The sequence below is a fragment of the Octadecabacter antarcticus 307 genome, assembly GCF_000155675.2.
Taxonomy (GTDB): Bacteria; Pseudomonadota; Alphaproteobacteria; order Rhodobacterales; family Rhodobacteraceae; genus Octadecabacter; species Octadecabacter antarcticus.
This window is the reverse complement of record NC_020911.1, coordinates 2,810,613-2,829,739: the sequence shown is the minus strand read 5'-3', so window position 1 is coordinate 2,829,739 and position 19,127 is coordinate 2,810,613. Positions and strand designations below refer to the sequence as shown.

The following is a 19,127-nucleotide window of genomic DNA, read 5'->3' as shown; positions in this document are numbered from 1 at the left end:
CCTCCATAATCCAACATGGGAGCTGAAAAGACGATCCCGACCCGTAATGCAGCTGAACGAACGGTCGCGCAAGACCTTGCAATATCAAACACCAGCTGAGAGATTTGCCGAATGTGTTGCGTCGATCAGTTGAGCCCACCGCCCAAAGCGTTCACACGCAACGGCCTTGGCCAGATCAAGGATGCTAGATCGATCAGCGAAAGGCCTGCATCCACAATGCGTTCATCGAGCTGGTAAGTGAATTCAATGAACGCCAGAAGCCATCATCCTCCTAATGGAGAGATAACCCCGAGATGTCTGGCATGGTGTTTTCTCTTTCGTTCTGTTTTCTCGCTTTTTCCTCTCGCATCCCTGTCTACACTTTGCTAGGAAACGCGCGACTTAGGGGGAGGGCATCGCCGTCCCTCTAAAGATATATGCGGGAGTAAAAACTTCTGAAATACGCAGAAATTACGCGCGGCTAGTCTTAGCTTGTTGAATTTAAACGTTTTCAAGAGTCCCTTCACCCGCACCTCGATATTTATGGCCCTTCGGCCTGTGAGAAAAGAAAAGGACGATACCATGACGGTCAAAGAGACCCTGAACGACGGCCTCAAGCGCGGCTACGAGATCAAAATCACGGCCGCCGAGCTGGACGCAAAAGTCCTTGAGAAGCTCAAAGAGGCGCAACCCGAGGTCGAGATGAAGGGCTTCCGTAAGGGTAAAGTCCCTATGGCGATGATGAAAAAGCAGTTTGGCCCCAAGGTTTTGGGCGAAGCCATGCAAGAATCCGTTGACGGTGCAATGAACACGCATCTGGAAACGTCTGGCGATCGCCCGGCGATGCAGCCTGAGATGAAGATGGCCAATGACGAATGGAAAGAAGGCGACGATGTTGTAGTTAACGTTTCTTACGAAGCGCTGCCCGTCGTTCCCGAGGTTGATTTCACTAATATCAAGCTGGAAAAACTGGTTGTGAAGGCGGACGACGCATCAGTGCAAGAGGCGCTGACGTCCCTGGCGGAGACTGCAAAGAATTTTGATGATCGCAAGAAGGGCGCAAAAGCCAAAGATGGCGACCAAGTGATTTTCGACTTCCTTGGTAAGGTTGACGGCGAACCGTTTGAAGGCGGTGCGGCTGAGGGTCATGCGCTTGAACTTGGGTCCGGTCAGTTCATCCCGGGTTTTGAAGAAGGTTTGATCGGCGTCAAAGCTGGCGAAGAAAAGAATGTCGAAGTCACGTTCCCTGCGGATTACAATGCTGAGCACCTTGCAGGCAAAGTCGCCGTGTTCGAGTGCAAAATCTTGAATGTTAAAGAACCCAAGACGTCCGAGATTGACGATGAGATGGCCAAGCAGTTTGGCGCCGAAGACCTTGCAGGTCTGAAGGGTCAGATCACATCGAAGCTGGAAGAAGAGTATTCTGGCGCTGCACGTGCAGTTACCAAGCGCGCGCTTCTTGATGAATTGGACAAGATGGTGTCGTTCGAGTTGCCACCGTCCTTGGTTGAAGCCGAAGCTGGCCAGATCGCGCACCAGTTGTGGCACGAAGACAACCCCGAGGTTGAAGGCCATGACCACCCCGAGGTCGAGACCACCGATGAGCACACCAAACTGGCAGACCGACGCGTAAAGCTGGGCTTGCTTTTGGCTGAAATCGGTCAAAAGGCTGAAATTCAGGTGTCTGACGCGGAGTTCACCCAAGCGGTGATGAACCAAGCGCGTCAGTACGGCGACCAAGCGCGCCAGTTTTTTGAGTTTGTTCAGAAGAACCCACAGATGCAGCAACAGATTCGCGCACCCTTGTTTGAAGACAAGGTTGTCGATCACATCGTTGAAGCCGCTTCGATGAAAGAAAAAGAAGTGAACAAGGATGAGCTGCAAAAGGCTGTTGAAGCGCTCGAAGAAGAGTAAGCCTTATAGTATTGCGAAATTTAGGCCGCTTCCCGTTCAGGGGGCGGCCTTTTTCGTGTCTGAAGCGCACAATATGACGCGACCCCATGGATAACCTGACCAAGAGATCAAAATAATCCCTAGTAAAAGGTTGGATTGTCAGTCTACCATTTGGAATATTCTGAAATGGGGAAATGACATGAAATTTTTAGTGACCACTATGTTTGCATTCTTTGGGACGACTGCCGCCGTGCAGGCCTGTCCAACGTTTTCGATGACTGGCGTTGAGCAGTACAACGCGACAGGGCAACAACTGTATTCGCCACAGCGGTATTCCGTCGTCGCAGGCGGGGACAACTATATTTTTAATTGCTCGCAAGTCAGGCCGCTGACCGACACTGGGCCGGGCTATTTTGCTAGCCAGCCAGACTTTTCGTTCTTTCTGTCCGGCATGGGGCCCTATAGCCTGCATATTACTGTGACTGGCCTGTGTGACAGTGCGGTGTTGATCAACACTGGTGCTGCGAATTGGTATTACGATGATGATGACTATAATGATGGCAGCGGTGGTGCCCAAATCACGCTGAACAACCCGTCCAATGGGCGCATTGATATCTGGGCCGGAACTTATGAACCGGGCTATTGTGATGCTGTCCTAACGCTCGAGACGTTCTAAACTTCTTTTGTAGAGGCAGCCGTTATTGGCAGCCTAGTGGGACTTGCGCGGCCTTTTTCGAGAAATATAGTGTTTGGTAGTTATTGCAGGCACTAAGGTTAGGAAGACCTTATCCAAAATCCACTAGTTAACGCTAGGGTATGAGGTTATTTTTTCCTTAAGATTTTACATATACTGCGCGTCATTGAGGACCCGAAGAACTTGTTGATGTTTGCACGGGAATAGATTCTTCTTCGCCTATGATCCGTCCCAACTTTCTTTCCTGCGAAGACCGCCGCGAGCTTTTGAGCTGTGTAAAACGCCAACGCGAGGATCATGGCGTTGCGCGCCGCGCGAATGCGCTTTTGCTACTGGATGACGGGAAGTCCTGTGTCGAGATTGCGCAGGTGCTTTACCTTGATGACGACACGGTGCGTGGCTGGCACAAACAATATCTGTCCGAGGGCTGGGATGCGGTAGCATATGACGGTTGGAAAGGCGGGCAATCGCGGCTGTCTGTCGCGCAGGAAGCCGCTCTTTGCGTTTGGCTTGAGGAACATTTCTGCCGATCTACAGTGGAAATCCGCACCTATGTCGCGGCGCAGTTCGATCTGGAATATTCTCATTCAGGCTATGTTAAGCTTTTAGCGCGACTAGGCTTTGAATATCGCAAGCCCAAGGCGCTGCCGCGCGTGGCCGATGTAGCCAAACAGGCCGAATTCATCGCAATGTATGAAAACATGCTGAATTCTCTGGCCGATGATGAGGCGGTTTACTTTGCAGATGCCGTGCACCCAGAATATCAAAGCAAGCCTGCCTTTGGTTGGGTGAAGAAGGGCACAAACCCCACGCTCAAAACGACTTCAGGCCGGGCGCGCGTCAACATTCACGGCGCGTTGAACCTTTAAACCTTCGATACCCCTTTCGTAGCGCCGATCACAGTGGACGGCGTGAGTGCCGTGCAATTGCTGGCCAAAATCGAGGCACGCAACCAAGATAAACGCATCATCCACGTGATCTGGGACAACGCCGCCTACCACAAAGGGCCTGATGTGAGGGGCTTCCTGGCGCGCAAAAACTGCCGCATCCACTTGATCCAGCTGCCGCCCTATTGCCCGCACCTAAATCCGATTGAAAGGCTTTGGGCCGTGATGCACCAGCACGTCACCCACAACCGCGCATATCCCACACAGAAGCAATTTACCGGAGCCATATTGAAGTTCTTCCGAGAAACCATCCCAGAACAATGGCGCGACTTCCGAAATCAGGTCACTGATAATTTCCGCATCATATCACTCCAAAAACTTCGGGTTTTAGAGTGAAGTGAGTATATCTAAAATTCTGGAGAATATCATGAGACATTTATTTATCGCGATTGCAGTAACTTTTAGTTTTGCGGGTGCTGCACAAGCTTGCCCAGACTACACTATCTGGGGCACTAACTCATATAACTCATCCGGCGATCAACTGTACTCACCGCGCAGTTTCAACATCACGGCAGGCGGTGAAAATTACCTTCCAAACTGTGGTTTCAGCAGCAATGAGACTGGTTATTTCACAACAACGCCCGACTTCTCTTTCGACCTCGGCAATATGAACGGCTATCAACTGGTCATTTCAGTTGTGAGCAATTGTGACGCTGCACTGTTGGTAAATTCGGCAGACACCCAGTGGTTTTACGATGACGACAGCAATGGTCAATCTGACCCGCGGCTTGATCTGATAAACCTTGGCAGTGGTGTTCTTGATGTCTGGGTTGGAACCTATAACGGTGCCTATTGCGATGCCACTTTGACGCTTGAGACGTTTTAAATTCAGTCTTTGATTGGGTTAATGTAGGTCGTGTGGGGAAACCTATGTGGCCTATTTAGCTTAGGCTCAGGACTCATAACCAAAATATTAACGGTGGCGGCGAGCATGATGGCGGAGAGGAAGACCGTTGGGCTTCTGTCATAGCGTGTAGCGACGCTTTGATCCTGCCAACATGCGCTCGATGTGGTTGCGTCGTTTGTCGCGTCTCTTATCCATTGCCCGGCAGTGCATTGCAAAGCAATGTCACGAAAGGGGTATTTGATGGTTGTCTTGCGTGATTTGCGCCTAGGGATACAGGGACGAGTTCCCTGTCTATAAGGCCAGTATAATCGCTGACTTGACCCGCCATGAATAAGAAGTATCCGTCTTGATCAAGCCCCCTTTTCCACCCAATTTCGATTTGCTTTGATGAGGGCGTTGGCGAGTTCAATGAGCTTTCGCATGAGCGTCGTAAGGGCGACTTTTGGTGGCTTTCCAGCTTTAATCATGGCTTGGTATTTGGTCTTGAGATCGGGGTTGTGCCGCATCGCCACAAGGGCAGGCATATAGAGTGCGTCCCGCACTACTTTCCGGCCGCCCTGAATGAATGATTTTCCTCGCCATTGGCCCGATTGACGCGTCATCCACTGCCCTCTCACACATGCTTGCATGTGTGAGAGGGGGGCTAGATGTTCCAGTCAAACTGGCCACCTGCATTCTGTCCACTCGATCTCAGGCATCCACTGCCCGGCAGTGATTTGCATGCAAATCATGAGAGGGTCTATCAAAATGGTGGCAGCACAGACCGCGCCGATGTCCCGTTGCCCGGCAGTGCATGCTCGCATGCATGAGAGGGGGGAATTGAGCGAAGAATTTTCATCGAATGCGCCAGCGTGTCGTTGGAGTGTATCAGACGATCAACCTCAGCATTGATTTCAGCGATTTGTCTTTCAACTTGAGCCAAGCGGGCTTTGCTTTGACGGCAAGTGATGGACAGGGTTTGGGTTTTCAGACGGCTCATGATGCTGGTGCGATCTTTGATTAATCCTGAACGAAATGCGCGTAACTCCTTCAGATCGTGCTGTATTTTTGTGGCTGGCTCATCTGGTTCTAACACAAAAGCAATCCCCATAACGGCCAGCATTTTGGCATCCATTGCCTGGCAGGCGATGTTTACATCGCTGAGAAGGGACGGCGTCGGTTTTTGCGCGTACGCCTTGTGCCTGAGCAAACCGGCGCGCCTGCAAGGGGTTCACTTTTACCAATGGCAAATACCCGCCTAGGGCCCGTTCTAGACCACTGTGGTAGGCGCCTGTTGCTTCATAAATAACGCGTGTCACTGGCGTCTTTGCGCAGAACTTGGAAAGCGCCTTAAATCCTGCAGGGCAATTGCTAAACGACATCATCTTCCCGTCGCTCAGCCGGTGAATATCCAAAGTGGCTTTGGAAATGTCTATGCCAATGGTATCATCCGTCATCTTCGTCATATCCTATGCTTGTCCTTGAGGGCTTCGTGCCGCTCTGTATCCACCTCTCGGCAGATTGCTGCGCAATTGTCTGTTGGTCAGTGGTTCAAGCCTTTGGCGAAGGTGGCGGTTGATCTTACTCCTTTACGGTCCTCAAAGACCAAGCGGCAGACGATCCAACCACCACCACAGACCAGCATTCTAAAATGCTGGTCTGTGGCGTTTGTTTCGCACAAAAGCTCCCAAAGTCATAAGACAAGCGGACAGGGCGTCCGCTGCTATCTGTGACCGCGTGCAGTTTGGTGTTCATGCCGCCCTTGGTTAGCCCTCTCTCGGGACATTGCGGCGCAATACCCTGCCGGGCAGTGAATCAGGCGCCCACGCCCCCTTTTTTTCAACCCCAGGCTTGAGGCAGTGCGATGCGCTTTGTGGTAGGTTGCATCAATTGAGATTGTTTTACTATCTGAGGCCTGTTCTGCCAGCCCCATCATAATCCGTGCGAACACACCCATGTCACTCCAGCGCTTCCAGCGGTTATATAAGGTCTTCGTTGGACCATACTCTGATGGTGCATCACACCACCGTAGACGGGGCTCCGCCCGCTCATGCCTTGAAACGTCCACTGGACGTTTCATCGGGTCCGCGGCCCGAACCGTCATTCGCCCCGTTGCGGTTAATGAAAATAATCCCGCTCAGAACGCGGCGATCGTCTACGCGTGCACGGCCTCGGCTCTTTGGAAAGTAAGGCCGAAGCCGATCCATCTGCGCTTCACTCAGCCAATAAAGGTTGCTCATTCTAACCCCCACGATTTGGGACTTTGAATCACGCAGTAATAGTAGCATCAAGTAGTTTAATGGGTCGTGAGCCTAAGTGTTCGGTCCCGGCATCTGTTGGATCGGATTAACGATGAATCTTTCTGGTTCTGAAGTCCCTATCTTGCAGATGTATTCGTACGGCGTCAGGCCGTTGAGCGTCTTCAGCCTTCGAGCGAAATTGTAGGCCGCTATGAAGTCTGCGAGATGGGTGTGCAGCTGATCATTCTTGTCGTAGTGATGCCGCCTGACCGTTGCGTCCTTGATCGTGCGGTTCATCCGCTCAACCTGGCCATTGGTCCATGGATGGTTGGGCTTGGTCAGCCGGTGCTCAATCCTGTTGGCATCGCAGATCATGTCGAACCGCATAGGCCGTGAATATGGTGTGTTCCGGTTACGTGGTTGCTCACAAAATTGAATGCCATTGTCCGTCAGAATTGTGTGGATCTTGTATGGCACCGCTTCCAGCACAGCCTCCAGGAACTCCCAGGCCGTCTTGCGATTTGCTTTTTCTACAAGCCGTGCCACGGCAAACTTGCTGGTTCGGTCCCTCTCGTGACATCGCTTTGCGATTCACTGCCGGGCAATGAATGGCAACAAAGAGATAAAGTTTTCCTTCGTTGGTGCGCAACTCTGCAATGTCGATATGAAAATATCCGATCGGATAGCGTTTGAACTTTTGTCGTTTCGGCTTGTCGCCCTCCATATCTGGCAGTCGGGATATCCCATGCCGTTGCAAATAACGATGCAGGGAAGATCGCGTCCCCCTCTCATTGCTTGCTCCGCAAGCAACTGCCGGGCAATGGATGTGGGATAGTTGGCTGCAAGGCATAAAGACAATCATCCAGCGGTAGGAGCGTATGACGTCGAAAAGAGACGATCATCGCCTCTTCACCCGCGCTGAGAACGGTCGAACTGGGGTCCGTGGGGCCAGTCTTGCGGTCTTCTACAGTTTTGCGCTTGCGCCATTTGGAGACCGTTTTGACATTTATACCAAGTTCTCGACTCAAAGCTGCGGTCGTAGCTTGCGATCGCTGTATTGTTGCTCTGATGGCGTGCGTAGTCGTGGCGCAGCCATGACGTATTTGTCCCATAATGCTTCCTTCCATTCCAAAGAATAGATCGCACCATCAAACCATGGGATCAAAAACCTAGACTGACCATCTTTAGACGGGCGTTCAAGTCTGACTTGCCCATGAAAAAGGCCGCCCCAACATGGGCGGCCTTAAATAAGTTTTATCCAGCGAAAACTTAGTCTTCGTCAGATGCGTCTTTAGAAGATGTTTCAGCGGTGGGCTTTGCTTCGTCATCGCCAAAGTCGTCGAGACCGGCAGCGCCGAGATCGTCAAACAGTTCCTGAATTTCGAACTCAGCAGCGGCTTCTTCTTCTGCAGCCAATTCAGCAACAGATTTGCCAGCGGCCTGAAGTTCAGCTTCTTCAGTGGAACGCGCGACGTTCAACTTGATGGTTGCTTCGACTTCGGGGTGCAGCTTGACCGACACATCGTGGATGCCCAGTACTTTGATCGGTTCGATCAGCACGATCTGCTTGCGATCAACTGTAAAGCCAGCCGCAGTGGCAGCGTCAGCGGCATCACGGGTGGTGACGGAACCGTACAGACTGCCACCATCGGATGCAGAGCGAATCACGATGAAGGTTTCACCGTCCAGCTTTGCGGACATTGCGTCGGCTTCTTTCTTGGTCTCCAGATTTTGCGCTTCGAGTTGTGCTTTCTGGGCTTCAAAATTTGCCATGTTGGCTGCGTTGACGCGCAGCGCTTTGCCTTGGGGCAGCAAGAAGTTGCGTGCGTAGCCCTGTTTCACAGAGACGACGTCGCCCATCTGACCCAGCTTCGCGACGCGTTCGAGAAGGATGATATCCATGATGTCTGTCCTTTACTTAACGGCGTACGGCAGCAACGCGAGGAACCGTGCGCGTTTGATGGCACGGGCCAGCGCACGCTGGTTCTTGGCGCCAACTGCGGTGATGCGGGATGGAACGATCTTGCCGCGCTCAGAAACATAGCGCTGCAGGGTCCGTGTGTCTTTGTAGTCGATCTTCGGGGCGTTATCGCCATCGAACGGATCGGACTTACGACGGCGGAAAAATGGTTTAGTAGCCATGACTTATGGTCCTTTCTTGATCTGATTAATTAGCGGCGTTCGCGGCGTTCTGGCCGCTCGTCACGCTTTTGCATTTGCACGGAAGGGCCTTCTTCGTGTGCATCAACTTTAATCGTAAGAATACGCATTACGTCTTCGTGCAGACGCATCAAGCGTTCCATTTCCTGCACGGCAGGGGCCGGTGCATCGGAACGCATAAAGGCATAGTGGCCTTTGCGGTTCTTGTTGATCTTGTAGGCCATTGTCTTGACGCCCCAGTATTCGGACATGACCACTTTGCCGTCGTTGTCCGACAGCACTGTGGAGAAATGTTCGATAAGGGATTCAGCTTGCGTGTTGGACAAGTCCTGACGCGCAATAAACACATGCTCATATAAAGGCATGGGTGCTCCGTTCATATCTGCGGCGCATTTCATAGGGTGGGGATTTCACCTTGCGCTCCCACCCACGAGAGACTGCGCAGTTCATAAAAATCTGCGCAAGGTTGGTGCCTTATACAAAGGAAACGCGTGAGGGCAAGCGAAACAAGGCCGCAGCGTGGATCGCCGTGCCGTTCGTGTGCCAAAGGTTCCGTTATGGTCACCAAAATTCCCCGCATTAACCTTTTTGGCGCGCAGGTTTGTGCGCAAGTTCGCCGTAAGGTTGAATCGGAACACAGGAGACAACAATGACCGCATATCCCGATCCTATCGACTTTGCAGACTTGAGCATCGGATCCAACCTGGCTGGTATGTCCATGCGGCCAAACGGGTCTGAGCACTTTTAGGGCTACGAGGTGCGCCCAGACGCACAGATCTTCGATATTGCGGTTTTGCTGCGGGTGGTTTGTGGGTTTCTAACGGTCCCTACGTTGATCGCCGCCGTTGGTAGTTGGCGCCTGCCGGCAACGGCATTTTTGAACAAGCATTTACCGCAAAGGTGACTGTGTCCCTGTTGTTGGTGGTGGGGGTGTTTATTTTGGCGCGCGTAGCAGCGCGCGGGACATTTGTGCGAATCCAGATCGACACCGCATCAGGTGAGCTGCGCGCACCCGTTGACGCGGTTGCATCTCGTTCCACTGCGTTGTTCGGACGGGTTCAGATCAGCTTTAACGGGATCGGCCCTGTCGCGGCGGGCGATGAGTCACTGCAGTTGATAGCCGCATTGCGCTGCCGTTTGGCCATTGATTGCGGCTTGGAAGCAGCGCACCCGATGCGTGAGGTTATCTTGGGCGGGCCAGTGTTGGCCGCCTAAGAGCGAGTGAGCGGACATTGTTGTTGCGTTTTCGGCCCCTATGTCGGGGCCGTTTGCCGTTTATCAAGCTTCAGTCCGTGGTCGCCAGATGTCTTGTGCGCACGGAGCGGTCACGTTACCCCTACGGACACAAATAGCAGGGGGCATGTATGAGAGCGTTTGTTTTTCCAGGTCAAGGCGCGCAAACTATCGGGATGGGCCAGGCCATGGCGCAGGCTTATCCAGCGGCTAGGGCGGTTTTTGATGAGGTCGATGATGCATTGAGTGAAAAGCTGTCCGATCTGATTTGGTCCGGCGATATTGCTGATCTGACACTGACGAGAAATGCCCAGCCCGCGTTGATGGCCACATCGTTGGCAGCGATGCGCGCACTTGAGGCCGAAGGCGTCACGATTGCGGCTGCGTCGTTTGTTGCGGGGCATTCGCTGGGGGAGTATTCCGCGCTGGCCGCGTCTGGCGCATTGAGCGTTGCCGATACTGCACGTTTGCTACGCATTCGCGGTGAGGCGATGCAGGACGCGGTGCCAGTGGGCATCGGGGCGATGGCGGTTCTATTGGGTTTGGATTTCGCAGCTGCACAGGCTGTCGCAGCTGAGGCTGCACAAGGTGAAGTCTGTCAGGCCGCCAACGACAATGACCCGAGCCAAGTTGTGGTGTCGGGCCACAGGTCAGCCGTGGAACGCGCGGTTGAGATTGCCAAGGCACATGGCGCAAAACGCGCGATGTTGCTGCCGGTCAGCGCGCCGTTCCATTCATCGCTTATGGGTCCGGCTGCGGATGTTATGGCGCAGGCGTTGGAGGACGTCACAATTAATGCGCCTGCCGTGCCATTGATTGCAAATGTGCGGGCAGTCGCCGTTGGTGTTGACGACATCAAGGCGCTGCTGGTTGAACAGGTCACAGGGTCTGTGCGTTGGCGTGAGAGCGTGATGTGGATGGCAGATGCAGGCGTCACTGAGGTTTGGGAAATCGGCGCAGGCAAGGCGCTGTCTGGGATGATCAAACGGGTGGATCGCAGTATTGCGACCCGCGCGATTGGAGCGCCTGATGACGTTGTGGCAGCGGTTGCTGCTTTGAATGAAGGATAAAACATGTTTGATTTGACTGGAAAAAATGCGCTGATTACCGGCGCGTCGGGCGGAATTGGCGGTGAGATCGTGCGGGCGCTGCATGGCGCGGGCGCGACGGTGGGGCTGTCGGGGACGCGGGTTGAACCGCTTGAGGCACTGGCCGCTGAACTTGGCACCCGCGCGCATGTTCTGCCGTGTAACCTCAGCGATGCGGCGGCGGTTGATGCGTTGCCCAAGCAGGCAATTGAGGCGATGGGATCGGTCGATATTCTGGTGAACAACGCCGGCATCACGCGCGATCAGATTTTTATGCGCATGTCGGATGACGAATGGGGCGATGTGATCAACGTCAACCTGACGTCAACGATGCGCCTGTGCAAAGGCGTGATCCGCGGCATGATGAAGGCGCGGTGGGGGCGGATTGTGAACGTGAGTTCCATCGTCGGTGCCACCGGCAATCCGGGACAGGCGAATTACGCAGCGTCCAAGGCAGGCATGGTGGGCATGTCCAAATCCATCGCCTACGAGGTCGCGTCGCGCGGAATTACAGTCAATTGTATCGCACCGGGATTTATCGCCACGGCGATGACCGACAAGCTGACGGATGAGCAAAAAGACAAGATTAACCAACAGATTCCCGCAGGCCGGATGGGAACGCCACAAGAAATTGCTGCGGCTGCACTATATCTGGCAAGCGTGCAGGCCGCCTACGTCACGGGCACAACTTTGCATGTCAATGGTGGTATGGCGATGCTGTAAGCCCTATAAGGGGGGATCATTGAAATCGTTTGCCACGACAGGATTCTCTGTTATAGGCGGCGCAGAATTGGGATTTGTGACGCAGCGTCGCACATCTTAGCGGTTCTAAGGCGGATCAAAACAGCTGCCCCGACGCACGTTGGATGTGGCATACCTAATAGGGCTTAAACCCTGAACTATGTGAGGAATTTGACATGAGCGACGTAGCAGTCCGCGTTCGTAAGATCGTTGTAGAGCACCTTGGTGTTGAAGAAGACAAAGTTGTTGAAGGCGCGTCCTTTATTGATGATCTGGGCGCAGACAGCCTCGATACCGTTGAGCTGGTGATGGCGTTTGAAGAGGAGTTCGGCATCGAAATCCCCGACGACGCAGCAGAAACGATCCAGAGCTTCGGCGACGCGGTCAAGTTCATCACTGAAGCGTCCTAAGCGACCTTCGGTTCTAGATAGAGAAAGGCGGTACCTTTAGTGGTGCCGCCTTTTTTGTTTGTGATAACAGAAATCTTACTTTTACGGTTTGCTGGACAAGATTTGAGGATATTATTAAAACGCTGATCCTTTACGCAATCGTTGGCGCCTGTCTGATGTGCCTATTAGCCTATTTCGGGGTGACGCAAGCGTTGGGTGCGCATCCGCGCTGGGCCTTTGATGTCGCGCTATATGGGGCGGTTCTGGGGGGCGCGCTGGCGCTTTCGCTGTCGTATATCACGCGTTTTGCAGTGTTTTTTGCAGTATTTGATCTGGCTTTGTCGGGCGCAATTGTGTGGTGGGGCAAGCGGATGTTTGTCGTGGCCAGCGCGGATGATGCGTTAGCGGGGCAGATGTGGTTCTTTGGGTGGATCGCAGTTTGTGCCTGCGCAGTTGCCGTTTTCGCATTGCTGGTTCACAAAATCATAAGTGACGTTGCGCAGTCACCTGTCGATTAAACCCAAACGCACTGTCGTTATACTTGGCACCCCGCGCGTCACGCGGTATCAGGTAAAAAAGCAATTTAAACGTGAGGGTTGAGCCATGCGTCGAGTAGTCATTACCGGATTGGGGCTGGTCACACCGCTGGCCGACGGGGTTGAGAAAACTTGGGAGCGTCTTTTGGACGGTCAATCAGGTGCGGGGCCGATTACGCGGTTCGATCCGACCCGGTTCGCAACCACCTATGCCTGCGAGGTTCCGTATGGTGACGGCACGAACGGCACGTTCAACCCAGACACGTATATGCATCCCAAGGATCAGCGTAAGATCGACACGTTCATCCTGTTCGCAATGGCCGCCGCAACACAAGCGGTTGAGGATTCTGGCTGGATACCCGAAAACACCGCTGATCTGGAACGCACCGGCGTTCTGACTGGGTCGGGCATTGGCGGTCTGCAGTCCATCGCCGAAACCGCGATTATGATGAAAGAGAAAGGCCCGCGCCGCGTATCGCCGTTCTTTGTTCCGGGTGCGCTGATCAACCTGATTTCGGGTCAGATCGCAATTAAATATGGGTTTAAGGGCCCTAATCATGCGGTGGTCACAGCCTGTTCAACAGGTGCACACGCCATTGGTGATGCGACGCAACTGATCAAGACAGGCCGCGCTGATGTGATGATTGCAGGCGGCGCGGAGGCGACGATCTGTGAGATTGGTATTGCTGGTTTCAATGCCTGCAAAGCCCTGTCCACCAAACGCCCCGACGATCCAACAAAGGCCAGCCGTCCATATGACGTGGACCGCGACGGGTTCGTGATGGGCGAGGGCGCGGGGATGGTCGTGCTGGAAGAATATGAACACGCCAAGGCGCGTGGTGCGACGATTTACGGCGAGGTGTTGGGCTATGGTCTGACGGGTGACGCGCACCACATCACCGCCCCGTCTGAAACCGGCGAGGGCGGTGAGCGGTCAATGCGCATGGCGCTGGAGGATGCCGGACTTCAGCCCAGCGATATCGATTACATCAACGCACATGGCACATCGACCATGGCCGACACGATTGAACTGGGTGCAGTGGAACGCCTGATGGGTGACGCGGCGGGTTCGGTGACGATGTCGTCTACCAAATCTTCAACAGGGCATCTTTTGGGGGCTGCGGGTGCGATTGAGGCGATTTTCTCGGTGCTGGCAATTCGCGACCAAGTGGCACCACCGACGATCAATCTGGACAATCCGGCGGTAGAAACGACCATTGATCTGGCTGCCAACAAGAAGGTTGAACGAGAAATAAACATTGCGTTGTCCAATTCGTTTGGTTTTGGCGGCACAAACGCGAGTGTGTTGTTCGGAAAGGTTTCTTAAATGTGGAAGCATATCGCGGCCAACGCGCTGACGTTTCTGATTGTCGCGCTGTTTTTAGGTGGCGGCGTGATTGTTTGGGGAACCAACGAATATAGCGCCGAGGGGCCGTTGGAGCAGGCGATTTGTGTGCAGGTTCGGTCTGGATCCAACATGCGTATTGTGAGCGATGATCTGGCGGACCAAAATGCAATTTCATCCCTGGCGATTTTTCGCATGGGCGTGGATTATTCTGACAAGGCGTCGCTGTTGAAGGCAGGTAGTTTTCTGGTTCCCAAAGGGTCGTCGATGGCCGAGATCGTCGATATTGTTACACGCGGTGGGCAAAGCACCTGCGGTACCGAAATTGTGTACCGAGTTGGTGTGACCCGTGTGGTAGCACAGGTCCGGGAATTGGAACCCGCATCCGGGCGGTTTGTTGAATTGGCAAGTTTCGAGCCCGCGCTGGTTGACGAACCGCCCGTGGCTTACGCCGAAACGCGCGCAGCTGATGACACGCAATACCGTGTTGTGATCGCCGAAGGTGTCACCAGCTGGCAGGTGGTTCAGGCATTGAACTCATTGGACTTTATGGATGGTGAGGTCGCTGATGTGCCGCTTGAGGGCACGTTGGCCCCGGATTCCTACCAAGTGCAACCCGGGGATTCGGTGGCGGAACTGTTGGCAATGATGGAGTCGGCACAAGCCCGCATTCTTGCGGCGGCTTGGGCGCAGCGGGCAGATGGATTGCCGTTGTCATCGCCACAAGAGGCGCTGATTCTTGCGTCAATCATCGAGAAAGAAGCGTCGACATCAGATGAGCGGTTTGACGTGGCATCGGTATTTGTGAACCGACTGAACCTCGGCATGCGATTGCAGACGGACCCGACGGTCATTTACGGTGTGACCGAGGGACGTGGTGTGCTGGGTCGAGGATTGCGACAGAGTGAGCTTCGCGCTGAAACGCCTTGGAATACATATGTAATTTCTGGATTGCCTGAAACCCCTATCGCCAATCCCGGGTCTGCCACGATCCAGGCGGCGCTGAACCCCGCGATCACGGATTTCATCTTTTTCGTAGCAAAGACATTGGATCCGCGTGATGGGCATAATTTTGCGGTGACGCTGGCTGATCACAATTCGAACGTCGCAATTTACCGCGCCTTTGAAGCGGAACGTGACGCACTCGGCGACAACTAAAGGTTAACGAGTGGTTGACGTGGCGAACGCTAACGCGCTGGTAATATTTGGTTAAATCTGCAGTTAGGCGTATTAATGTCATACGCTGGACGAAAGCTTCACGGGCTTTGGGCGCAATCCCAGAGCCCGTTTCGTTTTTGTTTCATGGGCGGAGCAACCTGAAAGGGATCTCCCTTATGACCAACCAAATCGGTGGCGAATCCACCGAGCAGAAAACTGCTGCCGAACGTATCGAGGAGGCTAGGCAGCTTAACCGAAACATCAATCAAACACTCAACACGATCATCGAACTTTTTCAGAAGGGTGACTATGACAACGTCGCTTTGCTGCCCAAGCAGATGGCGTTGCTGAATTCAGTCGTCACCGAGAGCCAGAAAAGAGAGACAGAATTCAATGACAGACATGGAACAGGGCTCGCCGAAGGGGACATTGATTTCAATCTCCTCAGACGTGAGATCGGGTGCCGCCTTGGTCGCATCCGCCGATGTTGCAAATCGTAAGGCGTTTCTGCGCGATCTATCGGGCGCGCAACTAAAGGCGCTGCCCTATTTGTTTGAGTTCTGGGCATTGGACCATCAGTTGGCCCCAGAGGGGGACTGGCGGACTTGGGTCATTTTAGGCGGTCGTGGCGCGGGTAAGACGCGCGCGGGTGCCGAATGGGTCCGGTCAATGGTGGAGGGGTCGCGTCCGCGCGACCCCGGTATCGCGAAACATGTGGGATTGATCGGTGAAACGATGGAGCAAGCCCGCGAGGTGATGGTGTTCGGAACCAGCGGGATACTGGCGTGTTCGCCACCGGATCGTCGGCCGCAATGGATTTCTGGGCGCAATTTGTTGATATGGCCGAACGGCGCAGAGGCGCGATTGTATTCAGCGTTTGATCCAGAGCGTTTGCGAGGGCCGCAGTTTGATGCGGTTTGGGCCGATGAATTGGCGAAGTGGCCAAAGGCGCAAAGTACATGGGACATGATGCAGTTTGGATTACGTTTGGGTGCGAATCCGCGCGCCTGTGTTACGACAACGCCCAAAAATGTTGAGATATTGAAAGATTTTATGGCACGCAAAAGTACGGTTCACACCCATGCGACGACGCAGGCCAACCGTGCATATCTGGCGGACAGTTTTTTGCAAGAGGTTCAGGAACGCTACTGCGGGACGCGGTTGGGGCGTCAGGAATTGGACGGTGTTTTGTTGGCGGACGTGGACGGGGCCTTGTGGTCATCTGCGCGCCTTGAGGCGGGACATGTGACGAAGCTTCCGCAGATGGACCGTATTGTTGTGGCTGTTGATCCGCCAGCGGGGGCGAATGCGACGTCGGATGCGTGCGGGATCGTGGTCGCGGGGATCGTCAGCCAAGGGCCTGTATCGGGCTGGAAGATATACGTGATCGAGGATGCCAGTGTGCAAGGGGTTAGCCCGAACGAGTGGGCTGCAGCCGCTATTGCCGCGATGGACCGCCATGGCGCGGACCGGATGGTCGCGGAAGTAAACCAAGGCGGTGCGATGGTTGAGGCCATTGTGCGGTCAATTGATCCGTCGGTGTCGTACCGAGCGGTCCACGCGACGCGAGGCAAGGCGATGCGCGCGGAGCCTGTGGCGGCGTTGTATGAACAGGGGCGCGTGCATCACGCGTTTGGGCTGGGTGAGCTTGAGGATGAGATGTGCCAGATGACGGCGCAGGGGTATGCGGGGACCGGGTCACCGGACCGTGTGGATGCGCTGGTTTGGGCGTTGACGGATTTGTTCTTGGAGCCCGCCAAACGCTGGCGTGCACCACATATCCGCAGACTTTAAGTCTATAAACACGGGCTTGTGCAGGGTGTTGCGCGACCAGCGAACGGTGGGTTGTCACCTTTGAAAGAATTTTAGTCGAAATTGCATCGTGTTGGATCGAACGCCTGTCAGGGGCGGCACCAAAGGGGATTTAAATGTTTGATTTTCTGAAGCGAACGGACGCTGGCCAAGAGATCGGCAAGATGGATGTGCCAGAAGTTAAGGCGTCAGCAACGGGCAAGATCGCGGCATGGGGCACGGCGGGTCGGTCTGTTTGGGGCGCGCGGGACGTTGCAACACTGACGCGAAGTGGCTTTACCAGCAACCCTGTCGGCTTTCGTGCGGTAAAGATTATTGCCGAAGCCGCAGCAGCCTTGCCGCTAGTGTTGCAAGACGGTGAGCGTCGCTATGAAACGCACCCTGTGTTGGACTTGATCCAACGTCCGAACGCAGCACAAGGTCGCGCAGAATTGTTTGAGGCATTGTTTGGTCAGTTGTTGTTGACCGGTAACGGCTATGTCGAGGCCGTAGGCGGGGAAGATACGCCGCTTGAGCTGCATGTATTGCGGAGTGACCGGATGACGTTGGTTCCAGGTGCTGATGGATGGCCGATTGCTTATGATTACACGGTTGGTGGGCGCAAACATCGTTTTGCGGTTGGTGAGGGTGCGAGCCCGATTTGCCATGTCAAAAGTTTCCACCCGCAGGACGATCATTACGGGTTGAGCCCGATGCAGGCGGCGGCGACGGCGCTTGATGTGCACAATGCGGCAAGCCGTTGGTCTAAGGCGTTGCTCGACAATGCCGCTAGGCCGTCGGGTGCGATCATCTACAAGGGTGCCGATGGGCAAAGCCAGCTGTCGAGCGATCAGTATGACCGTCTGCTGAGCGAGATGGAGACGCAGCATCAGGGCGCCAAAAATGTGGGCCGTCCGATGTTGTTGGAAGGCGGGCTTGATTGGAAGCCGATGGGGTTCAGCCCGTCGGACATGGAATTCCAGAAGACCAAAGAAGCGGCGGCACGAGAGATCGCGATTGCGTTTGGGGTGCCACCGATGCTTCTGGGCCTGACGGGGGACGCGACCTATGCGAATTATCAGGAAGCCAACCGTGCATTTTATCGTTTAACAGTGTTACCATTGGTGACACGTGTGGCTGGATCGATTGCTGATTGGCTGGGCGATTTCACCGGTGAGCGGTTCGATCTTAAACCGGATCTGGATCAGGTGACCGCGCTGTCGGTTGAGCGCGATGCACAGTGGAAACGGGTTGCGGGGGCCGCGTTCCTGTCTGACGCTGAGAAGCGAAATTTGCTTGGATTACCGAGCCTTGAGGTGGGTGATGGGTAATGTGCGCGAAACGTTTGAGTGCGGTCCGTCGCTGCGGATCGAGGCGCAGGAACGCGTTATGGCACTGCAATTTAAACAGATTAACATCCAGCTTGGCAAGATTGAGTTGATGATGGAGCGGCTGGAGCGGCGGTTGTGGTTGGCGGTGTATGGCGTGGTTGGTGTGGTGCTAGCAAACGCTGTCCAATCGATTGCAGTGTTGATGCCCTGAAAGGAATTGAGATGAGTTTGGAACATAAATTTATCGCCCTCGGGGACAGTGTTGCTGTCGAGAACGGCATTGAGATCAGTGGCTATGCGTCGCTGTTCGGCAAGGCGGATCAAGGCGGTGATGTAGTTGAGACGGGGGCCTACGGCGCGTCTTTGGCAAGGCTTGCAGACAAAGATGGGCGCGTCAAAATGCTATGGCAGCATGATCCCGCGCAACCGATCGGCGTGTGGGACGAGGTCCGTGAGGACGCCGCTGGCCTGTGGGTCAAGGGCCGCATCCTGGGCGATGTGGAAAAGGGCCGCGAAGCAGCCGCGCTTATCGAAGCGGGCGCCATCGACGGGCTTTCTATTGGCTACCGCACTGTGCGGGCCACTAAAAATGCAAAAGGTGGTCGCCTTTTGTCTGAGTTGGAGCTTTGGGAGGTGTCACTGGTGACGTTCCCGATGCTTCCCGATGCGCGGGTCGGGACGAAGGGCGATGACCCCGCCGACTGTGCCCTGCGTGAATTGGCAGGGGTGTTTGAACATGCCCGTGCCGTGCTGGGCCAACGTTAAGGCCGGCGTTT

Annotated in this window: 20 protein-coding genes and 4 pseudogenes; 17 read left to right on the top strand and 7 right to left on the bottom strand. The window is 54.4% G+C overall.

Annotation, left to right across the window (positions count from 1 at the left end; all coding sequences use genetic code 11):
- Positions 1-561 precede the first annotated feature (561 nt).
- The 5 genes from tig to OAN307_RS14325 all read left to right on the top strand — a co-directional run bounded on the left by tig (position 562) and on the right by OAN307_RS14325 (position 4,339).
- The gene (tig, locus tag OAN307_RS14340) at positions 562-1,893 is read left to right on the top strand and encodes a trigger factor (protein ID WP_044044773.1); all 1,332 of its coding nucleotides are present in this window, start codon (positions 562-564) and stop codon (positions 1,891-1,893) included.
- A 178-nt stretch (positions 1,894-2,071) separates the two neighbouring features.
- The gene (locus OAN307_RS14335) at positions 2,072-2,548 is read left to right on the top strand and encodes a hypothetical protein (protein WP_015500396.1); all 477 of its coding nucleotides are present in this window, start codon (positions 2,072-2,074) and stop codon (positions 2,546-2,548) included.
- 239 nt (positions 2,549-2,787) lie between these two features.
- The gene (locus OAN307_RS30145) at positions 2,788-3,435 is read left to right on the top strand and encodes a helix-turn-helix domain-containing protein (protein WP_245540848.1); all 648 of its coding nucleotides are present in this window, start codon (positions 2,788-2,790) and stop codon (positions 3,433-3,435) included.
- A gap of 33 nt (positions 3,436-3,468) precedes the next feature.
- Positions 3,469-3,849, top strand: a complete 381-nt coding sequence (locus tag OAN307_RS30140) for a transposase (protein WP_245540847.1) — start codon at positions 3,469-3,471, stop codon at positions 3,847-3,849.
- A 31-nt stretch (positions 3,850-3,880) separates the two neighbouring features.
- Entirely contained in the window at positions 3,881-4,339 is a 459-nt protein-coding gene (locus tag OAN307_RS14325; protein ID WP_015500395.1) for a hypothetical protein, read from the top strand.
- Positions 4,340-4,412: 73 nt separating this feature from the next.
- Here the strand turns inward: OAN307_RS14325 and OAN307_RS30135 are convergent.
- The 7 genes and pseudogenes from OAN307_RS30135 to rpsF all read right to left on the bottom strand — a co-directional run.
- Positions 4,413-4,650 (bottom strand): annotated as a pseudogene (locus OAN307_RS30135) (hypothetical protein); the annotation flags it as partial.
- Positions 4,651-4,710: 60 nt separating this feature from the next.
- A pseudogene (locus tag OAN307_RS31660) lies at positions 4,711-5,805 on the bottom strand (IS110 family transposase).
- A 241-nt stretch (positions 5,806-6,046) separates the two neighbouring features.
- Positions 6,047-6,579, bottom strand: a pseudogene (locus OAN307_RS14310) (hypothetical protein); the annotation flags it as partial.
- 72 nt (positions 6,580-6,651) lie between these two features.
- Positions 6,652-7,691, bottom strand: a pseudogene (locus OAN307_RS26525) (IS481 family transposase).
- Between the two features lie 157 nt (positions 7,692-7,848).
- Positions 7,849-8,481, bottom strand: a complete 633-nt coding sequence (gene rplI, locus OAN307_RS14295) for a 50S ribosomal protein L9 (RefSeq protein WP_015500394.1) — start codon at positions 8,479-8,481, stop codon at positions 7,849-7,851.
- A 12-nt stretch (positions 8,482-8,493) separates the two neighbouring features.
- Complete coding sequence (rpsR, locus tag OAN307_RS14290) at positions 8,494-8,721, bottom strand: 30S ribosomal protein S18 (protein WP_044043795.1); 228 nt, start codon at positions 8,719-8,721, stop codon at positions 8,494-8,496.
- 29 nt (positions 8,722-8,750) lie between these two features.
- On the bottom strand, positions 8,751-9,104 hold the full coding sequence (gene rpsF, locus OAN307_RS14285) for a 30S ribosomal protein S6 (RefSeq protein ID WP_015500393.1): 354 nt from the start codon (positions 9,102-9,104) through the stop codon (positions 8,751-8,753).
- Positions 9,105-9,591: 487 nt separating this feature from the next.
- On the opposite strand from rpsF, the gene OAN307_RS14280 reads away from it, so the two are divergent.
- From OAN307_RS14280 to OAN307_RS14225, 12 genes are all read left to right on the top strand, one after another.
- Entirely contained in the window at positions 9,592-9,954 is a 363-nt protein-coding gene (locus OAN307_RS14280; RefSeq protein ID WP_044043792.1) for a hypothetical protein, read from the top strand.
- A 149-nt stretch (positions 9,955-10,103) separates the two neighbouring features.
- Positions 10,104-11,042 carry an ACP S-malonyltransferase gene (gene fabD / locus OAN307_RS14275; protein WP_015500391.1) on the top strand — a complete coding sequence of 313 codons (939 nt, stop codon included), beginning with the start codon at positions 10,104-10,106 and terminating at the stop codon, positions 11,040-11,042.
- Between the two features lie 3 nt (positions 11,043-11,045).
- Positions 11,046-11,783, top strand: a complete 738-nt coding sequence (gene fabG / locus OAN307_RS14270) for a 3-oxoacyl-[acyl-carrier-protein] reductase (protein WP_015500390.1) — start codon at positions 11,046-11,048, stop codon at positions 11,781-11,783.
- A gap of 194 nt (positions 11,784-11,977) precedes the next feature.
- Positions 11,978-12,211 carry an acyl carrier protein gene (locus tag OAN307_RS14265; RefSeq protein ID WP_015500389.1) on the top strand — a complete coding sequence of 78 codons (234 nt, stop codon included), beginning with the start codon at positions 11,978-11,980 and terminating at the stop codon, positions 12,209-12,211.
- Between the two features lie 155 nt (positions 12,212-12,366).
- Positions 12,367-12,708 carry a hypothetical protein gene (locus OAN307_RS14260; RefSeq protein WP_015500388.1) on the top strand — a complete coding sequence of 114 codons (342 nt, stop codon included), beginning with the start codon at positions 12,367-12,369 and terminating at the stop codon, positions 12,706-12,708.
- A gap of 85 nt (positions 12,709-12,793) precedes the next feature.
- Positions 12,794-14,053 carry a beta-ketoacyl-ACP synthase II gene (fabF, locus tag OAN307_RS14255; protein WP_015500387.1) on the top strand — a complete coding sequence of 420 codons (1,260 nt, stop codon included), beginning with the start codon at positions 12,794-12,796 and terminating at the stop codon, positions 14,051-14,053.
- Entirely contained in the window at positions 14,054-15,229 is a 1,176-nt protein-coding gene (gene mltG, locus OAN307_RS14250) for an endolytic transglycosylase MltG (RefSeq protein ID WP_015500386.1), read from the top strand.
- Between the two features lie 176 nt (positions 15,230-15,405).
- Entirely contained in the window at positions 15,406-15,729 is a 324-nt protein-coding gene (locus OAN307_RS29005) for a hypothetical protein (protein ID WP_187292467.1), read from the top strand.
- The gene (locus OAN307_RS14240; protein ID WP_015500384.1) at positions 15,623-17,023 is read left to right on the top strand and encodes a DNA-packaging protein; all 1,401 of its coding nucleotides are present in this window, start codon (positions 15,623-15,625) and stop codon (positions 17,021-17,023) included. The genes OAN307_RS29005 and OAN307_RS14240 overlap by 107 nt, the downstream gene beginning before the upstream one ends.
- A gap of 134 nt (positions 17,024-17,157) precedes the next feature.
- Positions 17,158-18,351 (top strand): phage portal protein, encoded by a 1,194-nt coding sequence (locus OAN307_RS14235; protein WP_015500383.1) that lies wholly within the window; start codon positions 17,158-17,160, stop codon positions 18,349-18,351.
- Positions 18,344-18,562 carry a GTA head formation protein, RCAP_rcc01685 family gene (locus OAN307_RS14230; RefSeq protein WP_015500382.1) on the top strand — a complete coding sequence of 73 codons (219 nt, stop codon included), beginning with the start codon at positions 18,344-18,346 and terminating at the stop codon, positions 18,560-18,562. Before OAN307_RS14235 ends, OAN307_RS14230 begins: the two co-directional genes overlap by 8 nt.
- Before the next feature lie 11 nt (positions 18,563-18,573).
- Positions 18,574-19,116 (top strand): HK97 family phage prohead protease, encoded by a 543-nt coding sequence (locus tag OAN307_RS14225; RefSeq protein ID WP_015500381.1) that lies wholly within the window; start codon positions 18,574-18,576, stop codon positions 19,114-19,116.
- Positions 19,117-19,127 lie beyond the last annotated feature (11 nt).

Coding starts and splice junctions, on each gene's coding strand:
- tig (WP_044044773.1), top strand. CDS start 562: ATGACGGTCAAAGAGACCCTGAACGACGGCCTCAAGCGCGGCTACGAG.
- OAN307_RS14335 (WP_015500396.1), top strand. CDS start 2,072: ATGAAATTTTTAGTGACCACTATGTTTGCATTCTTTGGGACGACTGCC.
- OAN307_RS30145 (WP_245540848.1), top strand. CDS start 2,788: ATGATCCGTCCCAACTTTCTTTCCTGCGAAGACCGCCGCGAGCTTTTG.
- OAN307_RS14325 (WP_015500395.1), top strand. CDS start 3,881: ATGAGACATTTATTTATCGCGATTGCAGTAACTTTTAGTTTTGCGGGT.
- rplI (WP_015500394.1), bottom strand. CDS start 8,481: ATGGATATCATCCTTCTCGAACGCGTCGCGAAGCTGGGTCAGATGGGC.
- rpsR (WP_044043795.1), bottom strand. CDS start 8,721: ATGGCTACTAAACCATTTTTCCGCCGTCGTAAGTCCGATCCGTTCGAT.
- rpsF (WP_015500393.1), bottom strand. CDS start 9,104: ATGCCTTTATATGAGCATGTGTTTATTGCGCGTCAGGACTTGTCCAAC.
- fabD (WP_015500391.1), top strand. CDS start 10,104: ATGAGAGCGTTTGTTTTTCCAGGTCAAGGCGCGCAAACTATCGGGATG.
- fabG (WP_015500390.1), top strand. CDS start 11,046: ATGTTTGATTTGACTGGAAAAAATGCGCTGATTACCGGCGCGTCGGGC.
- OAN307_RS14265 (WP_015500389.1), top strand. CDS start 11,978: ATGAGCGACGTAGCAGTCCGCGTTCGTAAGATCGTTGTAGAGCACCTT.
- OAN307_RS14260 (WP_015500388.1), top strand. CDS start 12,367: ATGTGCCTATTAGCCTATTTCGGGGTGACGCAAGCGTTGGGTGCGCAT.
- fabF (WP_015500387.1), top strand. CDS start 12,794: ATGCGTCGAGTAGTCATTACCGGATTGGGGCTGGTCACACCGCTGGCC.
- mltG (WP_015500386.1), top strand. CDS start 14,054: ATGTGGAAGCATATCGCGGCCAACGCGCTGACGTTTCTGATTGTCGCG.
- OAN307_RS29005 (WP_187292467.1), top strand. CDS start 15,406: ATGACCAACCAAATCGGTGGCGAATCCACCGAGCAGAAAACTGCTGCC.
- OAN307_RS14240 (WP_015500384.1), top strand. CDS start 15,623: ATGACAGACATGGAACAGGGCTCGCCGAAGGGGACATTGATTTCAATC.
- OAN307_RS14235 (WP_015500383.1), top strand. CDS start 17,158: ATGTTTGATTTTCTGAAGCGAACGGACGCTGGCCAAGAGATCGGCAAG.
- OAN307_RS14230 (WP_015500382.1), top strand. CDS start 18,344: ATGGGTAATGTGCGCGAAACGTTTGAGTGCGGTCCGTCGCTGCGGATC.
- OAN307_RS14225 (WP_015500381.1), top strand. CDS start 18,574: ATGAGTTTGGAACATAAATTTATCGCCCTCGGGGACAGTGTTGCTGTC.